Raw genomic sequence first — 19206 nt, 5'->3', positions numbered from 1 at the left:
TTTTGGCAACAACCCTACGACGAAAGTTTCAGAATGGTGGCGGACATCCCAACGACAAGAGACAAGATCCTGCAGGCGGCAGCGGAGATCACCAAGGAGGTGGGACCGGTGAATCTTTCACTCGATGCTGTGGCCAAACGAGCGGGACTTTCGAAGGGTGGACTGCTTTATACATTTCCAACCAAGGCCAAATTGCTCGAAGGTCTGGTAGAGCAGCACGTCTCGGAATTTGACCAATCACTTCGCCGTGAAGAGGCTTCCCGCAACTTCGGCCCGAACAGCGTCGTCCTTGCCGTCATCGCTGTCTACCGTGCCGAATTTGTCTGCAACGAGCCCGAGCCTTCGGGTATTCTCGCGGCTATCGCCAACGATCCGGGGTTTCTCGAGCCGATCCGCCGCTACAACAAGCAACTGCTGCAGCGCATGCGTGAAAACGCAGCCGACCCCATGCTGGCGATGATGGTTTTCCTGACCATCGAGGGTTTGCGCAGCCTAAAGCTGTTCGAGATGAATGTTCTCGATCGCGCTGAACAGATCGCTGCGATCGACCGCCTGAAAAATCTCTTCGAACCTGCCGACCCCGCGCCGGTGGAAACGCCGGCCGTCGCCTGATCTCGACTATGGGTAAGCGGGGAGATCCCCCTTCGCCCATTCGGCCTGCGTCTCTTCACAGAACGGGACATATGTTCCAGTCTCTATCGCGCCGCGTATACCTTGCATGAGTTGCTGGTAATAGGCGAGATTGTTCCATGTCAGCAGCATGCCGCCAAGCGCCTCACCAGATTTGACGAGGTGATGAAGATAGGCTCGGCTGTAGTCACGTGCCGCAGGACAGGATGATTCTTCGTCGAGCGGCCGCGGATCGTCCGCATGCCGGGCATTGCGCAGATTGACCTTGCCGCGACGGGTAAAGGCGAGACCGTGCCGGCCTGCCCGCGTCGGCATCACGCAATCGAACATATCAATGCCGCGCGCCACCGACTTCAGGATATCGTCAGGCGTGCCGACGCCCATCAGATAGCGCGGCTTTTCCGCCGGCAGTTCCGGGCAGGTAATGTCGAGCATGTCGAGCATGACCTCTTGCGGCTCGCCGACGGCAAGACCGCCCACGGCATAGCCCTTGAGGTCCATGGCCTTGAGGGCCTGCGCCGAACGAACACGCAGATCCGCCACATCACCGCCCTGCACGATCCCGAACATGGCTTTTCCTGGCTGATTGCCGAATGCGGTCTTGCATCGCTCGGCCCAGCGCAGTGACAGTTCCATGGCCCGCTCGATGTCCTTCGGCGTCGAAGGCAGCGCAACGCATTCATCGAGTTGCATCTGGATATCGGAATCGAGCAGACCCTGAATTTCGATCGAGCGCTCCGGGCTCATCTCGTGGGCGCTGCCATCGATATGCGAGCGGAAGGTGACGCCGTTTTCGGTCAGCTTGCGCAACTGCGCCAGCGACATCACCTGAAACCCGCCGGAATCCGTCAGGATCGGTCCTGGCCATCTGGCGAACTCGTGCAGCCCGCCAAGCCGCGCAACGCGTTCAGCGGTCGGGCGCAGCATCAGGTGATAGGTGTTGCCAAGGATGATGTCGGCGCCAAGCTCGCGCACCTGGTCCATATACATCGCCTTGACGGTGCCGCCGGTTCCCACCGGCATGAACGCGGGGGTGCGGATCGTGCCGCGTGGCATGGTGATCGCGCCGCGTCGCGCCTTGCCATCGCTGGCAATCAGTTTGAATTCAAAATTGGTGCTGGTCATTCTGATCGCCATAACAGGCTTGCATCGCCATAGGAATAGAAGCGGTAGTGATTTTCGATGGCATATTCATAGGCGTCCCGCATGCGATCCATGCCGCTGAAGGCCGAAACGAGCATGAACAGCGTCGAGCGCGGCAGGTGAAAATTGGTCATCAGCATGTCGACGGCCCGGAAACGGTAGCCTGGCGTAATGAATATGTCGGTCGCTCCTGACCATGCGCGAACAATCCCGTCTTCGCCCGTTGCGCTTTCGAGAAGCCGCAGCGACGTCGTACCGACGCTGACGATCCGCCCTCCGCGCGCCCTGACCGCATTGAGCGCATCGGCAGTGGCCTGGTCGACATGGCCGATTTCGGCATGCATCTTGTGTTCGGCGGTATCGTCGGCCTTTACGGGAAGAAACGTCCCTGCCCCGACATGCAGCGTCACGAAATGTTCCTCGATGCCGCGTTGCTTCAAATCGTCAAGGAGACCGGGCGTAAAATGCAGACCGGCCGTCGGGGCGGCAACAGCGCCTTCCTCGCGGGCATAGACGGTCTGGTAGTCGTCGCGGTCGCGGCTGTCGTCGGCCCGCTTCGAGGCGATATAGGGCGGCAGCGGGATATGCCCGACCGCAGCGATGGCCTGGTCCAAATCGGGTCCGCTGAAATCGAAAACGAGCAGGGCTTCGCCCGCCTCGCCCTTCTTGGCCACCGTTGCCTGCAGCGAGCCAAGCAGGCACGCATTATTGCCCTGGCCGAAATCGATGCGCTCTCCTTCCTTGATACGCTTTGCCGGACGCAAAAACGCCTTCCAACGATCCGGGCCGGTGCGCATATGCAAGGTTGCGCCGACCTGCGCGCGCACCCCCTCACGCTCGCGAAAGCCTTCAAGTTGCGCCGGTATCACCTTGGTATCATTGAAAACGAGCGCGTCGCCTTCACGCAGATAATTGCCAAGATTGCGTACTGTATCGTCGCCTAGGTCCGAGCCATCCGCCTTTACAAGCAAAAGCCGCGCTGAATCGCGCGGCTCTGCTGGTCTCAATGCGATGTTCTCTTCCGGCAGATCGAAATCGAAAAGATCAACACGCATGATGCAACGAAACGATCTTACTCAACGTCCGCAGCAACGCGCATCGAAACAATCGAATCCGGATCCTGCACGGGTTCGCCGCGCTTGATCTTGTCGACATTGTCCATGCCTTCGATGACCTGGCCCCAAACCGTGTACTGACGGTTCAGGAAGCCGGCATCGTCAAAGCAGATAAAGAACTGCGAGTTGGCGGAATTCGGGTTTTGCGCACGCGCCATCGAGCATGCGCCGCGACCGTGGTTGGCGTTGGAAAATTCAGCCTTGAGATCCGGCTTGTCCGAACCGCCCATGCCGGCGCGCGTAGGATTGAACGAAGCGCCACCCTTCTTGCCGAACTTGACGTCACCGGTCTGCGCCATGAAGCCGTCGATCACGCGGTGGAAGACGACGCCGTCATAAGCACCTTCGCGTGCAAGTTCCTTGATGCGGTTGACGTGTTCCGGCGCGAGGTCCGGGTAAAGCTCGATGACGACATTGCCTTTGGTCGTTTCGAGCAGGATCGTGTTTTCGGGATCTTTATAAGCCATTTTCGCCAATCTCCTGTGATATGAATTATTTGCCGGCGCCGACGGTAACTTTGATCATCCTGTCGGGATTCTCTACGGCGCCATTGTTTGCTTCCGAACCCTTCTTGATCTTGTCGACATATTCCATGCCGCTCGTGACCTTGCCGACGACTGTATACTGGCCGTTCAGCGAGGGGTATTCGGTGAACATGATGAAGAACTGCGAATTTGCAGAGTTGGGGTTCTGGGACCGCGCCATACCGACAACGCCGCGTACGAAAGGTTCCTTGGAGAACTCTGCAGGAAGGTCGGGCCGCGTCGAGCCACCGGTGCCGGCGGCCTGCGCATTGAAGCCCTTTTCGGCATTGCCATACTGAACGTCGCCGGTCTGGGCCATGAATCCTGGAATGACGCGGTGGAATACGACATTGTCATAGGCGCCTTCCTTGGCGAGCGCCTTGATCTGCTCGACATGCTTCGGTGCGAGCTTGGGCAACAGCTCGACCTTGACGTCGCCGTCCTTAAGCTTGATCGTCATCGTATTGGCGTCATCGGCAAAGCCGGGGTTCAGCGTCGCAAAGGTAAGCGATGAAACTGCAGCCGCAATGAGGGCTCTACGAGTAAAGGTCATGAAAAATCTCTCCGGGATCAGTGACTTGTTCAGGGTTTGAATTTGGTCGCAAGCGCATCAGCGACAAGCGCGGGAACGAAGTGCCGCACGTCGCCGCCCATCGCTGCAATCTGGCGAACCAATGTGGCGGTAATGGTGCGCACCGCCGGGTCCGCCGGAAGAAACACGGTCTGCAATTCCGGCGCCATCTTGCCGTTCATGCCCGCCATCTGCATTTCGTAATCGAGGTCGGTGCCGTCACGCAATCCGCGAACGAGCAGCGATGCGCCGAATTTGCGTGCCGCGTCGATCACCAGACCGTCGAAGGAAATGACTTCGATCCGCTCACCGTCCTTGCCGAACACCTCGGCCGAGACACGCTTGACGAGGTCCATCCGCTCGTCGAAGGAAAACAGAGGCGCCTTCCCCGGATGAACCCCGATTGAGACATAGACCTTGTCCGCAAGCCGCAGCGAGCCCTGCAGGACATCCATGTGGCCATTGGTGATCGGATCGAAGGATCCGGCGTAGATCGCGATTGTCATGACCGGTTCCTATCGGTTTTGCTTGGAGCTTTCAATGGCTCGCACGATCCAGATGAACGATAGATGAACACATAAATCAGCAAGCATTCATCCGCGTTCAACTATGCGTGAGACGCTCGCATGAAACCATTTCGAAGTCAGCACGTTACTATCCATAAGTTGGCCAGGAGCAAAGGGACAGATTGATGTTTATTCTTCTCAGCATTGCCATGATGGTTGCAATGGTCGTTTCGGCGATTGTCATGATTGTGGAAGAAAGCAAAAAGCGGGAAGCTCCTGTCAGAACCACCCGCTTCGGTGTTTATCATCATCGCCGCGACATTTGAGTCCCGACCTGCCTGAGCCTTAGTTAGGCTCGGCGCCGTCCGGGGCCTCCGGTACTGAGACATCGCCTTCCGCAGCCGCTTCAGTCTCGACTTCGTCGGTCTCCGTCTCGGAAATCCGCTCGACCGACACCACCTTCTCACCATCCGCTGTATTGAAGATCGTGACGCCCTTTGTCGAGCGTCCGGCAATGCGGATACCGTTGACCGGCACGCGGATGAGCTGGCCGCCATCGGAAACGAGCAAGATCTGATCCGAAGACTCCACCGGGAACAACGAGACCAGCTTGCCGATTTCGTCAGTCTTGGACGTGTCGGTGGCGCGGATGCCCTTGCCGCCGCGACCCGAAACACGGAATTCATAGGACGACGATCGTTTGCCGTAGCCAAATTCACTCACGGTGAGAACGGTTTGCTCGCGTTCGCGCAGTTCGGCGTAGCGCTCGGGCGCGAGGTCGGCAATGTCTGTCGCCTCTTCGCCGACGAGATTGATCTCCTCGACATCATCGGCGCCCTGCGCACGGCGTTCCGCCGCTGCCTGCTTGAGATAGGCCGAGCGTTCTGCCGGGCTCGCATCGACATGGCCGAGGATCGACATCGAGATGATCTTGTCGCCATTGGCCAGATTCATGCCGCGCACGCCGATGGAGTTGCGGCCGGCGAAAACCCGCACGTCCGTAACCGGGAAGCGAATGCACTGACCGCCGGCGGCAGTGAGCAGCACGTCGTCGAACTCGTCGCATGTATCGACGCTGAGGATTTCATCACCCTCTTCGTCGAGCTTCATTGCGATCTTGCCGTTGCGGTTGACCTGGATGAAATCCGACAGCTTGTTGCGGCGAACCGTGCCGCGTGTGGTTGCGAACATCACATCGAGGTTGGCCCAGCTGGATTCGTCTTCCGGCAGCGGCATGATCGTCGTTATGCGCTCACCCTGTTCAAGCGGCAGCATGTTGATCAGGGCCTTGCCGCGCGATTGCGGCGTGCCGATCGGCAAGCGCCAGACCTTTTCCTTGTAGACGATGCCGCGCGACGAGAAGAACAGGACCGGCGTATGCGTGTTGGCCACGAACAGGCGCGTAACCGAATCCTCATCCTTCATCGTGACGCCCGAGCGCCCCTTGCCGCCGCGGCGCTGCGCGCGATAAGTCGCAAGCGGCACACGCTTGATATAGCCGGCATGGCTGACGGTGACGACCATGTCTTCACGGGCGATGAGATCCTCATCGTCCATGTCGGCGCCGCCTTCGGTAAGTTCGGTGCGGCGGGGGGTGCCGAATTCGTCGCGGATCGCGGCGAGCTCGTCTTTAACAATGCCCATGATCCGCAGCCGCGAGGCGAGGATCTCCAGATAATCCTTGATTTCAACGCCAATCTTGTTGAGTTCGTCAGCGATTTCGTCGCGGCCGAGCGCTGTCAAGCGCTGCAGGCGGAGATCGAGAATGGCACGCGCCTGTTCTTCGGAGAGGTTGTAGGTGTTGTCGTCATTAAGCTTGTGGCGCGGATCGGCAATGAGCAGGATCAGTGGCGCGACCTCGCTTGCAGGCCAGCGGCGCTCCATCAACTGGTCACGGGCCGTGGCCGGGTCCGGAGCGCGGCGGATCAGCGCTATGATCTCATCTATGTTCGCGACGGCAATCGCAAGACCCACCAACACATGCGCCCGGTCACGCGCCTTGCGCAGAAGATATTTGGTACGGCGGCTGACGACTTCCTCGCGGAAGCTGACGAATGCACGCAGAATATCGAGCAGGTTGAGAAGGCCGGGCTTGCCGCCATTGAGCGCCACCATATTGGCGCCAAACGAGGTCTGCAGCGGCGTGAAGCGATAAAGCTGGTTGAGGATGACATCCGCCACCGCATCGCGCTTCAATTCGACAACGACACGGTAGCCGTCGCGGTCGGATTCGTCGCGAATGTCGGAAATGCCCTCGATGCGCTTTTCGCGCACCAGATCGGCCATCTTCTCGATCATCGCCGCCTTGTTCACCTGATAGGGAACCTCGGTAATGATGATCGCCTCGCGGTCACCGCGCATGCTTTCGATGGCAACCCTGCCGCGCATCAGGATCGAGCCGCGGCCAGTGCTGTAAGCAGAATAAATGCCGGAACGGCCAAGGACAAGGCCGCCGGTCGGGAAATCCGGACCCGGAATGATTTCCATCAGTTCCGGCAATTCGATCGCCGGATTGTCGATAAGCGCGATACAGCCGTTGATTACCTCGGAAAGGTTGTGCGGCGGCACGTTCGTTGCCATGCCGACGGCGATACCGCCGGAACCATTGACCAGAAGATTGGGGAAGCGCGCCGGCAGTACCGTCGGCTCCTGCTCGCGGCCGTCATAATTGTCCTGGAAATCGACCGTCTCCTTGTCGATATCCTCGAGTAGCGATTCCGTGACCTTTTCGAGGCGGCATTCGGTGTATCGCATCGCCGCCGGTGAATCGCCGTCGATCGAGCCAAAATTGCCCTGGCCATCGACGAGCGGGTCGCGCAGCGACCAATCCTGCGCCATGCGGACGAGCGCGTCATAGATCGAGGCGTCACCGTGCGGATGGAACTTACCCATCACCTCACCGACGACACCGGCCGACTTGCGGTACGACCTGTTCCAGGACAGGCCCATCTCGTTCATCGCGTGGAGGATACGCCTGTGCACCGGCTTCAGACCATCGCGAACATCGGGCAAGGCGCGGCTGACGATCACGCTCATGGCGTAATCGAGATAGGAACGCTGCATTTCCTCGATGATGGAAATCGGCTCGATACCGGAACTGGGCCCGGATTTATCGTCTTCAGGTCCGGATGGTGGAGTTAGGTCAGACACGAGGCACTCATCTTTCGTATGGAATCAATCTTTGATCTTATAGCGGCTTTCATTGCGAAAAGCCAACAAACGGGGTCAGAATTCACAGCAGAAAACCATTTGATATCAAATGGATAGAAGAGATTTTCTCATGCGGTGAAATTGTTGGGCGTGAAATTGCATGTTTCTCGACGTTGGATATCGAATCCGGTAGGTTGGCTGGGCTCTTAACCGAGAAGAAAAGCAAAATCGTGGCGTTCTACGACACCATTCTCAATGCCCTCGTCACCCTGATGGTGACCATCGATCCTCCGGGGCTGGCGCCGCTGTTTCTGGCGCTGACGCGCGGCATGAACCGCAGTGAACGCAGCCAGGTCGGATTGAGAGCAAGCATCATCGCCTTCGGTATCCTCACCATATTCGCCGTCGCCGGCGCGCAGATTCTCGCGCTGTTCGGCATCACGCTTGGCGCCTTCCGTGTGGCCGGTGGTCTGCTGCTGTTCTGGATCGCCTTCGAAATGATCTTCGAGCGCCGCACCGAGCGCAAGGAAAAGAGCGCCGAGGTTGCCATCACCAAGGACCACATCCGCAATGTTGCCGCCTTCCCGCTGGCGATCCCGCTCATTGCAGGTCCCGGCGCTATCTCGGCGACCATCCTGCTCGCCGGCACGCTTTCCGAACCAACGTCGCGGGTTGCCCTCATCGGAATTATTCTGGTCTGTATTGCCGCCTGTTACGTGGTCTTTCTGCTCGCCGAGCGGGTCGACCGCTTCCTTGGAGAAACCGGCCGCTCGATCCTGACCCGCCTGCTCGGCGTCATCCTGGCCGCCCTCGCGGTCCAGTTCGTGGCCGATGGGATACGGACGCTCGTCCAGGGCTGAGCTTGGCTCAAGCTACGCTGACTTGTCTTCCTCCGCGGCATCGCGCTGGGTGATCAGCCTGGCGCTGCGCACGCCGCTCACCGATATCCACAGCCAGCTCAGCGCCACGGCGAGGCGATTGCGCACGCCGATCAGGTAGTAGATGTGGGCGAGGCCCCACAGCCACCAGGCGAGATAGCCCTTGAGCTTGAACCAGCCGAAATCGGTCACTGCGGCGCGCTTGCCGATGGTCGCGAGATCGCCGGCGTGATGGTAGACGAAGGGCTTCGGCGCATTGTCGCCCGCAAGCCTCGCCTTGATTGTCTTTGCTATGTGCTTGCCTTGTTGCTTGGCGGCAGGTGCGATGCCCGGCACCGTGCCCTTGCCGCCATTCGCCACGGTTGCGGTATCGCCGATCACGAAAATCTCAGGGTGGCCCGGCACGGTTAGATCTGGATTGACGACGACCCGTCCGGCGCGATCGGCCGGAACGCCCAGCCATTTGGCAGCGGGCGATGCCTGCACGCCCGCCGCCCAGATAATCGTGCGGGCACGCAGTGTCTGCCCGGCGAATTCGACCCCGTCTGCATGGCACGCGGTCACCGGATTGCCGAGATGGACGGTCACGCCGAGCTTTTCCAGCGCCATTTTGGCATAGGCGGACATGTCTTCCTTGAAGGCGCCAAGCACGCGGCTCCCGCCTTCAATCAGCACGACTCGCGCGCTGGCGGGGTCGATCTCCCTGAAATCACCCTTCAGCGTGTCGCGGGCAAGGTCAGCAATCGTCCCGGCAATTTCGACGCCGGTCGGCCCGCCGCCGATGATGACGAACGTCAGATATTGTGCCCGTTTTTGCGGATCAGGTTCGCGCTCTGCCATTTCGAAAGCCGTGAGAATGCGCCGCCGGATCGTGGTGGCGTCCTCCAGCGTCTTCAGGCCGGGCGCGAATGGCTCCCAGTCGTCATGGCCGAAATAGGCATGGCGGGCGCCGGTAGCGAGCACGAGCGTGTCATAGGGAATAACGTCGCCATCCGCCGTAATCACCGTCTTGGCGGCCGTATCCACGGCTTCCACGGTGCCAAGCAGCGTCAAGACATTCTTGTAGCGCCGCAACAGATGCCGGATCGGCCAGGCGATCTCGGATGTTGCGAGGGTCGACGTTGCCACCTGATAGAGCAAGGGCTGGAAAAGATGGTGGTTGCGCTGGTCTACGACAGTGATAGCAACTTCGACACCGCGAAGATTGTAGACGGTCTCGAGACCGCCAAAACCACCGCCGACAACGACGATACGGTGCTGCACTGGAGTCTGATCTTCCGTCATCGTTGGCTCCGCTGGACAAACCGCATGCCTGTCTAGCAGAGGGCCCGGCGAACTACAATTATGCGTTCGAACCAACCAGCGCCGCCCAGCGGCCGGGTGTTACGCCGAACGCCTTCTTGAACTGCCTGTTGAGGTGGCTCTGGTCGCTGAAGCCAGTATCGGCGGCGATTTCCGCAAGAGGCTCCCCCATCCGGATCATGTCGCGGGCACGTTGCAGACGGCGCATGAGCAGGAAACGATGCGGGCTGGTGGCGTACACCGCCCTGAATTGCCTCGATAAAGCATAGCGATCAAGGCCACTTATTGCCTCCAGTTCATCCGATTTCACAAGACGCAAGGCATGCGCCTCGAGATAATCGCGAACGCGTGCCACCTGCCTTAACGCGGGCTTGTCGGTCGGCTTGCGCGATTGCCGGGCGACGCGCGACAGTCCCTGCGCCAACCGCGAGATGACATCATCGACAAGAAGCTCGTCCAGTTCCTCATCGAGATTGTCCAGCGCTGCCGAAAGCGCCGCCGCGATCATCGGATCGCTAAGCACCGGATCGCGCACGAATGGCAGCGAACCGGCAGGACCAAGCGAATCCAGTGCCAATGAGGGTTCCAGATAGAGCATACGATACCGCAGGCCGACCTCGGTCCCCGCCCCGCCATCATGCATCTCGTCCGGATGCAGAACAATGACGTTGCCGGGAAGGCTGCATCGCCGCTCACCGCGATACCAGAAAGATTGCACGCCGTGCAGGGTCAGGCCGATCGCATAGGTATCATGCCGATGCAGTTCATAGGCATTGGCGGCAAAGCGCGCTTCGATCCTTTCGAGCCCCGGATTGGAAGGCGCCGCAACGATCGTGTCCTTCAGCGATGGTTCGCACAAACGTCCAAGACGCTCTGCGGTCTCTTCCCCTAGAACATTGATCATCCGCTCAACCCGAACCTGCAAAGGCTAGTATATTTATGTTCGACACGAAAATTGCAATTGTTCTGCGCGATGACCTTGCCCCTTGGCAGACGCTGAATGTCACGGCTTTCCTGATGAGCGGCATAGTTGCAGAGACGCCAAACGTTATCGGCGAGCCCTATCGCGACCGCGAAGGCAATATCTACAATCCCTTATCCATTCAGCCCGTCATCGTTCTTGCGGCCGACCAGGCAACGATCTCGACTATCCATCGTCGCTCGCTCGAACGCGATGTCCGCACCTGCCTCTATGTCGAGGAAATGTTCTCGACCGGTCATGACGCGGCAAATCGCGCCATCTTTGCGAAATTCGCGCCTTCGGATGCAAAGGTCGTGGGAATTGCCATGCGCGCCGACAAGAAGCTGGTCGACAAGATCACCAAGGGCGCCCGCATGCACCCGTGATCCCTGGGAAAGACCGGCCTATGGCAATCCGGTCGTCAGGCCAAGGACGGCGAGGTAGCGGCCAATCTTTGCTATCGCCACCAGGAAGACGAAACTGGCAAGGGGTTCGCGCAGAACACCGGCAACCACCGTCAGCGGATCGCCGACGACCGGCATCCAGCTCAAAAGCAGCGTCCAGCGCCCGAAGCGTCGATACCACGACGCGGCACGGTCGAGCTGCGCACTGTTCGCTGGAAACCACTTGCGGTCACGAAAGCGATCGATTCCGCGCCCAAGACCCCAGTTGACGACCGAGCCCAAAATATTTCCGGCACTCGCTACCGCAATCAGAACGGAGGACGGGTAGGCATTGCTCAGCAGGAGGCCCGCCAGTGCCGCCTCCGACTGCATTGGCAGGATGGTTGCGGCCGCAAAAGCAATGGCGAACAGTCCGGCATAGACCGCGAAATCTGCTGGCATCGCTATGCGCGCGGCTCGACCAGCCACAGCCGGGTATTTTGTTCAGGCATGCGAAACATCGGGACCGTTTTCACGAGAAGCGTGGCACCTCGTTCCATACGTCATGGGCCGCGTCAATGTCCCGAGAACACCAATACCTGAACCGGCAGCAATATGGCCTGAATCCGCAGGATCGCCGCATGGACAAGCCCGACGGCATCGACGCCATGCAGGAAAAAGCGATGCAGCTTGCCAAGATCCTTTGATTCGAGAGCTGCGTGATTGCTGGTGTAGGCATTGGCGATACAACTGCTTCCGGGAGGAATGCCTTCCAGGGCACCCGCAAATATCGGTTCGAGAAAGACGGTCAAGGTTCCTGGCTGGGCAATCTGCTGCACGTCGATCAGTTGATCGGTCGGACGCAACTGGCCGGCGGCAATCACGTCCTGCACCTGGGTGACCACCATGGGAATGATGGTGAAGGGCTTGCCGATACAGGTCGCCTCGGCGATCATCCCGGGCTTCATGACCTGCGCTTCAATCTGGTTGAAGCCGGCAATGAGAGCAACGCGGCCCGCCTCGGTTGGCACGAGGATCCCGGCCGGGCGCAGCAGCGAATTGACGAAATCTCCGGGTCGCAATGTGAACTGGTGGACGGTCCCCGCGACGCCGGCGCGCACGATCATCTTGTCGAGCTCGACCTGCGCCTGCGCCAACGCAGCCTCGGCACTCGATCGTTGCGCGGGCAGCAGCGCAGCGATGCGCGCCTGCAGCGTCTCCTTGTTGGCGACAGCGGCATCGACGGCGCCTTTGCGGCCATCCACGACGACCTGCAGACGCTCGATCTCACGCGGGGCGACCACGTTGGCGTTGCGCCGCATGATCTCCTGCTTCGTATTGAGTTCGTCGATGGCCTGCTGAAGCGCGCCCTGCGCTTGCTGGATCATGCCGTCCGCACCCGCAAGTTCGGTTTTGGCCACCGCCGAGGCGGCGTCGACTTCGGCAATGCCGCGTTGCGCTGTTTCCTTGGCGGCTTCCTGCTCCGAGCTGTCAAGCCGGAACAGCGGCGCACCGGCCGCTACAGTCTCATTGTTGGTCACATAGACTTCGGCCACGCGACCACTGGTCTCGGGCAGGATCGTGACGGTGCGGAAAATGGCGGTGACGTTGTTCGTTGTCGGATGAAAGTAGAAAATCGTCGTAATCAGGAGGACCGTCAGCAGCAGGCAGGCGGTTATGCCCCAGCGCAGTTCATACCACATCGTATAAAGCGTAATCTCGCGGCCGATGCGCTTGCCCTGGACATAGCGGCGAAAAAGGTAGTCGGGAAACACGGTGAGCATCGAGCAGAGCAGCAACTCGAACATGGCTCAGATCCCCTCGCCTTTGCCGGCGATTTTCTCGGCGTCGGTAGCAGCAGCATCTTCGTCGGTAAGCGCCGAGCTCTCACGGCCCGAGATGCGCTCCAGCGACTGGGCGATTGAACTCATTGGCGTCGAAAAGTCGGGAAACTCGATCATCGCGAGCAGCAGGCCAATGATCCAGTAGATGTGATTGTGGGTAAACAGCGAAATCAACGCCAGTACGGCGACAATCTCGATCTGTACCTTGCTCGTGCGGTGCGCCATGCGCTCCGGCACTGCGTGAAGCTGAAAATAAAGGTTGCCGACGACCAGCACCACGATGAGCAGAAAGACAACGACGGCGTTGAAGAGCCAGTCGCTGTGTCCAGGCACAGGAATAAACGACGGCAGATGGTCAACCACCGCGGGGTTCATCTTTTCGGCCATAACGGCCTCCTCCCACATGCAGAAAGTTCGGGCCCCAAGCGTGCAAGCACACGCACGCAAGCTACAACCTACACGTTGGATCGGCTAAAAAAAGTACGTTACGGTAACTTTCCGTAGGCGGATCTAGAAGTTACGCTGGAAGCGGACAATACCGCCGATCGCGTCATCGTCGCCGAACTCGCTCTCCGCCTGTTCCTTGCGGGCCCCGCCAAACTTGGTGTAGTCGATCTCAGGCCTGATGATGAAGCCGGGCACAAGTTCGTAGTTGACGTTGAGGGCAAGAGCCCAGGTGCCCTGCTCTTCATAGGCCGCCTGGCCGTTGATGGTCGCCTTCTCGGTGACTTTTACAGCGAACCCGCCCCACCCGGCCCAATCACCCTCCCACAGACCGTACCAATTGCGGTTCTGGTTCGTGTTGAAGGAATCCGAATCGTAGTCGGATTGATATCCCGCCATGATCCACGCCGATATGGAGTCGGTAAGACTGACGTCGAGGCGAGCCTTTACGCCGACATCGTCCTGCACGGAATCATAGCCGACGACGGCGCCGATCTGGCCCCAGCCCTGCTGGAGCTTCACGCCGGCGAGCACATGCGGCATGTAATCGTCGATAACGTAATCGTAGCCGTTGAACTCCTCGCCCTGCTCGGCGGCGACAATCGCGGAGAAACCATTGCCTCCCTTGAACGTATAGCTGACCTGATTGCTGGAAAGGCTATCGGAGCCATATTGGATCACGTCATCCTGAATGATCGCCTCGCCCGCATAGCCCAGCCAGGAGCCGAAAAGGACGTCATTCACGCCGATCTGGAAGCCGCCCAGCTCGATATAGCCCTGGTGCAGCGAGGCGCCGCCGTCACTGCCGTTGGTAAATTGGAAGCGGGTATCGGCAAAGGAACGCAGCGTGCCAAGCTCGGTTTCGGAACGGGCGTCGAAGCGAATTTCGGCGCGCGTGCGCGCATACCAGGTGTCGTCGTCGCCACCGATGTGGCCGCCGGTATAGGGATCATCGCCGCCGGCGACATCAACGCGCAGATAGCCGTTCACCTTCAGGCAGGTCTCCGTGCCTGGAAGATAGAAGAAACCCTTGCCGTAGGCATCGCAAACGCGGACATATTCGACGGGCTCAGGCTCAGCGACGACCACCGCATCGGCTGCATATGCCACCGATGTCGTTATAATCGCTGCGACTGAAGAGAAAAGAAGCGTTCGAACAGCCATGAGGTCCCCCAGGGTGTACCGGCAACATTCAAACGAAAATCGGGAAAACTGCGACGCCCCCGAATGTTGCGCTAATCCCAACTACATCGAACAATCTATACCACGCATGGAAAGCCAATACTGTCGCCATGCCGCCACACCTCAGGGCTTTCCAGGAGGCTCTAGGCAACCTAGGCATTGCAACTTGTCAGGATACGACGGGCCGACGGCCGGTGACATCCGTTGGGACTAAGGTCGGTCACTCCCGGGCCCTTGGTCGTAGTTCGATTTACCGAGCACTCGATCTATTTCTATCTTTCGGAAATCATTGCAGAATTTGCCCGTGCACATTTCCCCGTAATGGCACGAGGCTCGGATCAATACCGAGCCTCTTTTTTTATGCGCAACAGGCTGCGAAGGAGCGAATGTCACTTTCGGGGCCAAAGGGAACAAGCCAAAGCGGCCAAGATAGTGAAAAACCTCAGTCGATTGCAGACTGCACTGTCGTTTAGGACCTAAGACTTCATTCTGAACTGTGTTCCCCCGCTGCGGACCGATGCGTTCCTCAAAACGGTTGTGGAACGCGTAAAGACAGGCTTCAAACACTGCTAAACATGATGTTTGTATCGAATTTTTTGCTTTACTGAACGACTCAGACCTTGGCTACAAGCAAAAAAGTCAACAATCCATGGCCGCAGGCGATGCGAATGCTAGGCAAGCGCGGTACCCAGGAACAAAAAGCTTGTCCCAAGTCCCGACTGCCGGACAACTTTCGCAACTGACAAGACGCTAGCGTAGCAATGTGAGTCTACCACGGAACAATTCGCCCATTCGAAGATTCGCTACGGTCCCGTCGCCGGTAAGCAGGGTCCTATCAACAGACTCCCTTAGCCATGGCGCTGTATCAGTCAGCACGATATCGCCCAGAGTGTTTTCTAGAATTCTCTGCAATCCAACCCCTGCTCGATTCGGACACGCCCATAGTGACGACCGTCCACTCGTACGGGTCTTGGCAATTCGAGCGCTACCTTACGCCCGACATATTGGATTTGGTCTAACTGAACCGTGCTGTCATTAACACCATTAAGAATCGGTGGCCGCCCCTCGAAGGCTTATCGCTAATCTGACCGCCGACGATCGCCAACGTTAATTAAAAACTGATGATCGATTAAACCGCATAGTAAGGCGCCGGCCGCAAGGTCGCGTACGCCATTGCTATTGCCTCACGATGCAGCGGAAACCGATATGTGACGTCGCGGATTCCTCCTGCTGCGCGTGGCGCGCTGCCGGCCGATAGCGGCGGCAGTAGTTTGGCGCGCAAAGGTGCGAACCGCCTTTTACAACCCGGCGGGCAATCTTGATTTCTGGTTGATGCGGATCAAAGCTCGCCTGCGCTTCGGCACGCCGTGGATTTTCCGGGATGCAACAGGCCTTCGCGGCCGGCTCCGGATGGGCATCCGACCAATAGTCTACTGTCCACTCCCAGACATTGCCGATCATGTCATGAATGCCATAGCCGTTGGCCGGGAAATGCCCCACCGGCGAGGTTCGGTAGAATCCGTCCTCTTCGAGGTTCTCGTTGGGAAAACGGCCCTGCCACGTGTTCGCCATGTGTTGGCCATTGGGGATAAATTCGCTTCCCCAGGCATACTCCGCAGCCTCCAGTCCACCCCGCGCGGCAAGTTCCCATTCAGCTTCGGTCGGAAGTTCCTTGTCTGCCCAGGCCGCGTAGGCTTTGGCATCATCATAGGCGACGTGGACGACGGGATGGTCAAGGATGGTAGCGATGCTGGTTTTTCGGCCATAGGGATGGCGCCAGCTTGCGCCAAGCAGATAGTTCCACCATTGGTAGATATCAGGCTTGCCGACGACGTGCGACGGCGCGATGAAGACCATGGAACCCGCCCGGAGGTTTTTCTGCGCCGCACCGGGATAGTCCGCGGCAACCGGCTTTTTCTCCGCGACAGTTACATGCCCGGTAGCATTGACGAACTCCAGGAACTGCCTGTTCGTCACCGGCATGATATCGATCCAGAATCCGTCAACATATACGGGATGCGCTGGCGCCTCTTCCGGATAATGATCGTTGGATCCCATCAGGAATGTCTTTGCGTCGATGCGAACCATGCCTACCCGGATTATGGCGTCGTTCCGTTCCGCGGCAGCGCTTGGTTGAGCGTGCAAGAGATCGCTGCGAGCAACATGTTTGCCGATGCGCGCCCTGGTTTCACTCATTCTTCGACTTCCTCCCACGACTTGTCGGGATTGAAGACGTTGATTTGCTTGACCAGCTTGGCGGTTTGCGGGCCAAGGTCCTTTTCATAGACCGTCCCGTGATGACTGACGACAAAGGTCATCACGCCGGTCTCGCCATAGATTGCCGGCCAGGCGATCAAGGCATGTCCGGCAATCATGTTGCCGTTGATGACGAAATCGTATTTGCCACCGGCAATATTGCTGCCTTGGGATTTGAGGATGCGATAGCGATAGCCGAAATAGCCATGGTCCGATGCGGCTGCACCCTCGACCTTAGCCGGATCGGCAAAGCTGCCGGCCGGACTTTCTTCGCCGCCATCAGATTTCCAATAGAGGCCGTCCTGTTTTCCGGGCTCGCTGATGAGTTTTTGCGCAAATTCAAGAACGCCGTCCCCATCATGATCTTCCTCGGCGTAGGTATCCTGGGCGCGAACTTCATCGCGAGCGGTCTGGATCGCCTGCAACTCGTTCTCGCCTATCCGGCGCGAGAGGATTTCCTCAAGACCTGCAACCGTGTCGAACTGCCATCCCGCATCGTGCTTGACCAGTGGAAACGGAAACGGCCAGACACGGCTGCCCAGGATGACTTCCTTGGCGCCGTCATCGCGATCTTTCAGCTCCGTGCGTTCCTTCGATGCCTGCAGCAGTTCCGCGAGCCGCTCGCCCAAATCTTCCGATTTCCTGGCCTGTTCGGCATTCAGTCCGAGCAACTTCGCCAGAGCGTCGACATCCTTGGCTTCCAGCCCCTTCTTCAGCGCATCGAGCGCCTCGCCCGGATCGTTGAATGTTTCAGCCTCCGGGCCGACAAAGCGCTGGAGCGACTGCTCTGCCGCGGACGACGTGGTCACGGGCAGCGCTGCAAGCACTGCGGCGAGGACGAACATTTTTAAAGTTGTGCGATACATTTTGAAATCCCTTCAAAACGGAACTCGGTTGGCAGCGTTCGAGCTAACGGCGCCCGCCGCCTCGACCACCGCCACCTCGGCCGCCGCCGCCCTGCCGTCGGCCTCCACCACCATGGGAAATGCGCGGTCCACCACCACCGTGCCCGACCCTCGCTCCGCCGCCGACATTGCGGCTGACATTGCCACGCTGCGACGCAATACGGGTGTCGCGGCCGGCACCGTAGTTGCCCAGCGCGCTTGGCTGCCTCGGACGGTTGTCAATGCGCCCGGCCGCCCTGTTGGTCGGACGGTTGGCGTTCTTGAGCTGTCCCGCATTGCGGGGTCGGTCCCGATTGGCGACCTGACCCTTGTTTGGGCGATTGGCTCCTGCTCTTTGCCCGATATCGCGGTTTGCAACCTGCCCCTGAACCTTGTTGGCGATGTTGCCGCCGCCTTTCTGCTTAAGGCCTTGTTGCACATCGCGCCGGATATCGCTGGCCTGGATCTTGGATTTCGCACCGGCCAGGTTACCCGTCCGTTCGCGGTTCTGCAGATTGTTCTTCACATCAAGGCGGTTGCCCCGATTCTCGCGAATGTTATTGGCGACGGAATCGCGATCGAAATTGAACTTGTTCCTGTCGAAGTTGAGGTTGTTGATGTTGTTCCTGTCGAAGTTGAAGTCGTTGCGGTTGATGTTGTCGATGTCGATATCGATGTCATCGCCGCCCCAGGAATGCCAGTTGTCCCAATCCACCGCTGCGCCAAAGACCGCACCGGTGACAAAGCCGCTCCAATAGGGAGCGTAAGGATAATAATAGGAAGGATACGGGTCGCCGTAGACGATCGGTGCGGTCGCGACATAGGTTGGGTTGGTCAAAATGACCGGGTCGTAGGTCGGAACGTAGGTTACTTCCTTTTGCGCCGGCCGGATGATGACGTTGTCGTTCTTGGTTTCGACGATCACCTTGCTGTCCGATTTGATCGTGCCGTCCGCTACCGCCTTGTCACGCAACTGCTGGATTGCGACGAGGACATCCTTCTGCTGGTTGGCGACGGCTTCGCCAAGCTGCTCGGTCCACGCGAGATCGTCGTTCATCATGGTCAGAACGGTCGGATAATTGAGCAGGGAAACGATACTGCCATCCCAACTGGAATCGGGCTTGAGCTCGGGCTTACCTTTGACCTGGTCCATGAACCGCGCGGCTTGCACAATCTGCAATGGATTGACTGTTGCGGAGAGCACCAGCGCGACAAGGTCATCGGGATAAAGGGCGATGCGCGCAACAAGCGTTTCCAGTTCGTCCTCCGTCAGCAAGGATGGCTCTTCAACCCCGGCGGTCGCCGTTGCCGGCGCAGGTTGGGTTTGAGCCAAGGCGCTGCACCATGGTGCCGCCGACAGCATCAAGGCCGCCGTTGCGATAAGAGCAATCGCATTCCTGTGAAATGGCATCATGGTTCTCCTCACATTCTGG

19 protein-coding genes are annotated in these 19206 nt (G+C 58.9%); 4 read left to right on the top strand and 15 right to left on the bottom strand.

Annotated elements, in window-relative coordinates:
• Positions 1-33: 33 nt before the first annotated feature.
• Positions 34-612 carry a TetR/AcrR family transcriptional regulator gene (locus tag BR48_RS0121690; RefSeq protein ID WP_027233230.1) on the top strand — a complete coding sequence of 193 codons (579 nt, stop codon included), beginning with the start codon at positions 34-36 and terminating at the stop codon, positions 610-612.
• A gap of 6 nt (positions 613-618) precedes the next feature.
• Here BR48_RS0121690 and tgt read toward each other — a convergent pair whose 3' ends face one another.
• The 5 genes from tgt to coaD are packed head-to-tail and all read right to left on the bottom strand — an operon-like array spanning position 619 to position 4489.
• Positions 619-1755, bottom strand: coding sequence for a tRNA guanosine(34) transglycosylase Tgt (gene tgt / locus BR48_RS0121685; RefSeq protein ID WP_027233229.1), 1137 nt, complete (start codon positions 1753-1755; stop codon positions 619-621).
• Positions 1752-2828 (bottom strand): tRNA preQ1(34) S-adenosylmethionine ribosyltransferase-isomerase QueA, encoded by a 1077-nt coding sequence (gene queA, locus BR48_RS0121680; RefSeq protein WP_027233228.1) that lies wholly within the window; start codon positions 2826-2828, stop codon positions 1752-1754. Before queA ends, tgt begins: the two co-directional genes overlap by 4 nt.
• A gap of 17 nt (positions 2829-2845) precedes the next feature.
• On the bottom strand, positions 2846-3355 hold the full coding sequence (locus tag BR48_RS0121675; protein ID WP_027233227.1) for a peptidylprolyl isomerase: 510 nt from the start codon (positions 3353-3355) through the stop codon (positions 2846-2848).
• Positions 3356-3380: 25 nt separating this feature from the next.
• On the bottom strand, positions 3381-3965 hold the full coding sequence (locus tag BR48_RS0121670) for a peptidylprolyl isomerase (RefSeq protein WP_027233226.1): 585 nt from the start codon (positions 3963-3965) through the stop codon (positions 3381-3383).
• Positions 3966-3994: 29 nt separating this feature from the next.
• Entirely contained in the window at positions 3995-4489 is a 495-nt protein-coding gene (gene coaD, locus BR48_RS0121665) for a pantetheine-phosphate adenylyltransferase (RefSeq protein ID WP_027233225.1), read from the bottom strand.
• Positions 4490-4674: 185 nt separating this feature from the next.
• Here coaD and BR48_RS26380 point away from each other — a divergent pair, with 185 nt between their 5' ends.
• Positions 4675-4815, top strand: a complete 141-nt coding sequence (locus tag BR48_RS26380; RefSeq protein ID WP_153667373.1) for a hypothetical protein — start codon at positions 4675-4677, stop codon at positions 4813-4815.
• Between the two features lie 19 nt (positions 4816-4834).
• On the opposite strand, the gene gyrA is transcribed toward BR48_RS26380, so the two are convergent.
• The gene (gyrA, locus tag BR48_RS25225; RefSeq protein ID WP_036815260.1) at positions 4835-7639 is read right to left on the bottom strand and encodes a DNA gyrase subunit A; all 2805 of its coding nucleotides are present in this window, start codon (positions 7637-7639) and stop codon (positions 4835-4837) included.
• A gap of 230 nt (positions 7640-7869) precedes the next feature.
• Between gyrA and BR48_RS0121650 the strand changes: the two genes are divergently transcribed.
• Entirely contained in the window at positions 7870-8499 is a 630-nt protein-coding gene (locus tag BR48_RS0121650; RefSeq protein ID WP_027233224.1) for a MarC family protein, read from the top strand.
• A 12-nt stretch (positions 8500-8511) separates the two neighbouring features.
• Here the strand turns inward: BR48_RS0121650 and BR48_RS0121645 are convergent, their stop codons facing one another.
• Complete coding sequence (locus BR48_RS0121645; protein ID WP_027233223.1) at positions 8512-9801, bottom strand: NAD(P)/FAD-dependent oxidoreductase; 1290 nt, start codon at positions 9799-9801, stop codon at positions 8512-8514.
• A 58-nt stretch (positions 9802-9859) separates the two neighbouring features.
• Complete coding sequence (locus BR48_RS0121640; protein WP_027233222.1) at positions 9860-10723, bottom strand: AraC family transcriptional regulator; 864 nt, start codon at positions 10721-10723, stop codon at positions 9860-9862.
• Positions 10724-10758: 35 nt separating this feature from the next.
• Between BR48_RS0121640 and BR48_RS0121635 the strand changes: the two genes are divergently transcribed.
• A complete protein-coding gene (locus BR48_RS0121635) occupies positions 10759-11166 on the top strand; it encodes a DUF2000 family protein (protein ID WP_027233221.1) in 408 nt (135 codons plus the stop codon).
• Between the two features lie 18 nt (positions 11167-11184).
• Here the strand turns inward: BR48_RS0121635 and BR48_RS0121630 are convergent, their stop codons facing one another.
• The 7 genes from BR48_RS0121630 to BR48_RS0121600 form a co-directional block, all read right to left on the bottom strand.
• Positions 11185-11625 carry a YqaA family protein gene (locus tag BR48_RS0121630; protein ID WP_036815258.1) on the bottom strand — a complete coding sequence of 147 codons (441 nt, stop codon included), beginning with the start codon at positions 11623-11625 and terminating at the stop codon, positions 11185-11187.
• A 113-nt stretch (positions 11626-11738) separates the two neighbouring features.
• Positions 11739-12971 carry a biotin/lipoyl-binding protein gene (locus tag BR48_RS0121625; protein ID WP_027233219.1) on the bottom strand — a complete coding sequence of 411 codons (1233 nt, stop codon included), beginning with the start codon at positions 12969-12971 and terminating at the stop codon, positions 11739-11741.
• 3 nt (positions 12972-12974) lie between these two features.
• Positions 12975-13394 carry a hypothetical protein gene (locus BR48_RS0121620; protein WP_027233218.1) on the bottom strand — a complete coding sequence of 140 codons (420 nt, stop codon included), beginning with the start codon at positions 13392-13394 and terminating at the stop codon, positions 12975-12977.
• Positions 13395-13517: 123 nt separating this feature from the next.
• Positions 13518-14615 carry a porin gene (locus BR48_RS0121615; RefSeq protein ID WP_027233217.1) on the bottom strand — a complete coding sequence of 366 codons (1098 nt, stop codon included), beginning with the start codon at positions 14613-14615 and terminating at the stop codon, positions 13518-13520.
• A 1194-nt stretch (positions 14616-15809) separates the two neighbouring features.
• On the bottom strand, positions 15810-16721 hold the full coding sequence (locus tag BR48_RS0121610) for a formylglycine-generating enzyme family protein (protein ID WP_051615391.1): 912 nt from the start codon (positions 16719-16721) through the stop codon (positions 15810-15812).
• 104 nt (positions 16722-16825) lie between these two features.
• Positions 16826-17755: a DUF2950 domain-containing protein gene (locus BR48_RS0121605; protein ID WP_027233215.1), complete on the bottom strand. Its 930-nt coding sequence runs from the start codon at positions 17753-17755 to the stop codon at positions 16826-16828.
• Between the two features lie 43 nt (positions 17756-17798).
• A complete protein-coding gene (locus BR48_RS0121600; RefSeq protein WP_051615231.1) occupies positions 17799-19184 on the bottom strand; it encodes a DUF3300 domain-containing protein in 1386 nt (461 codons plus the stop codon).
• Between the last annotated feature and the right edge of the window lie 22 nt (positions 19185-19206).

It is taken from the genome of Phyllobacterium sp. UNC302MFCol5.2 (genome assembly GCF_000686005.1).
Taxonomy (GTDB): Bacteria; Pseudomonadota; Alphaproteobacteria; order Rhizobiales; family Rhizobiaceae; genus Phyllobacterium; species Phyllobacterium pellucidum.
The sequence above is the reverse complement of the archived record's forward strand: the minus strand, read 5'-3'. Positions and strand labels throughout refer to the sequence as shown.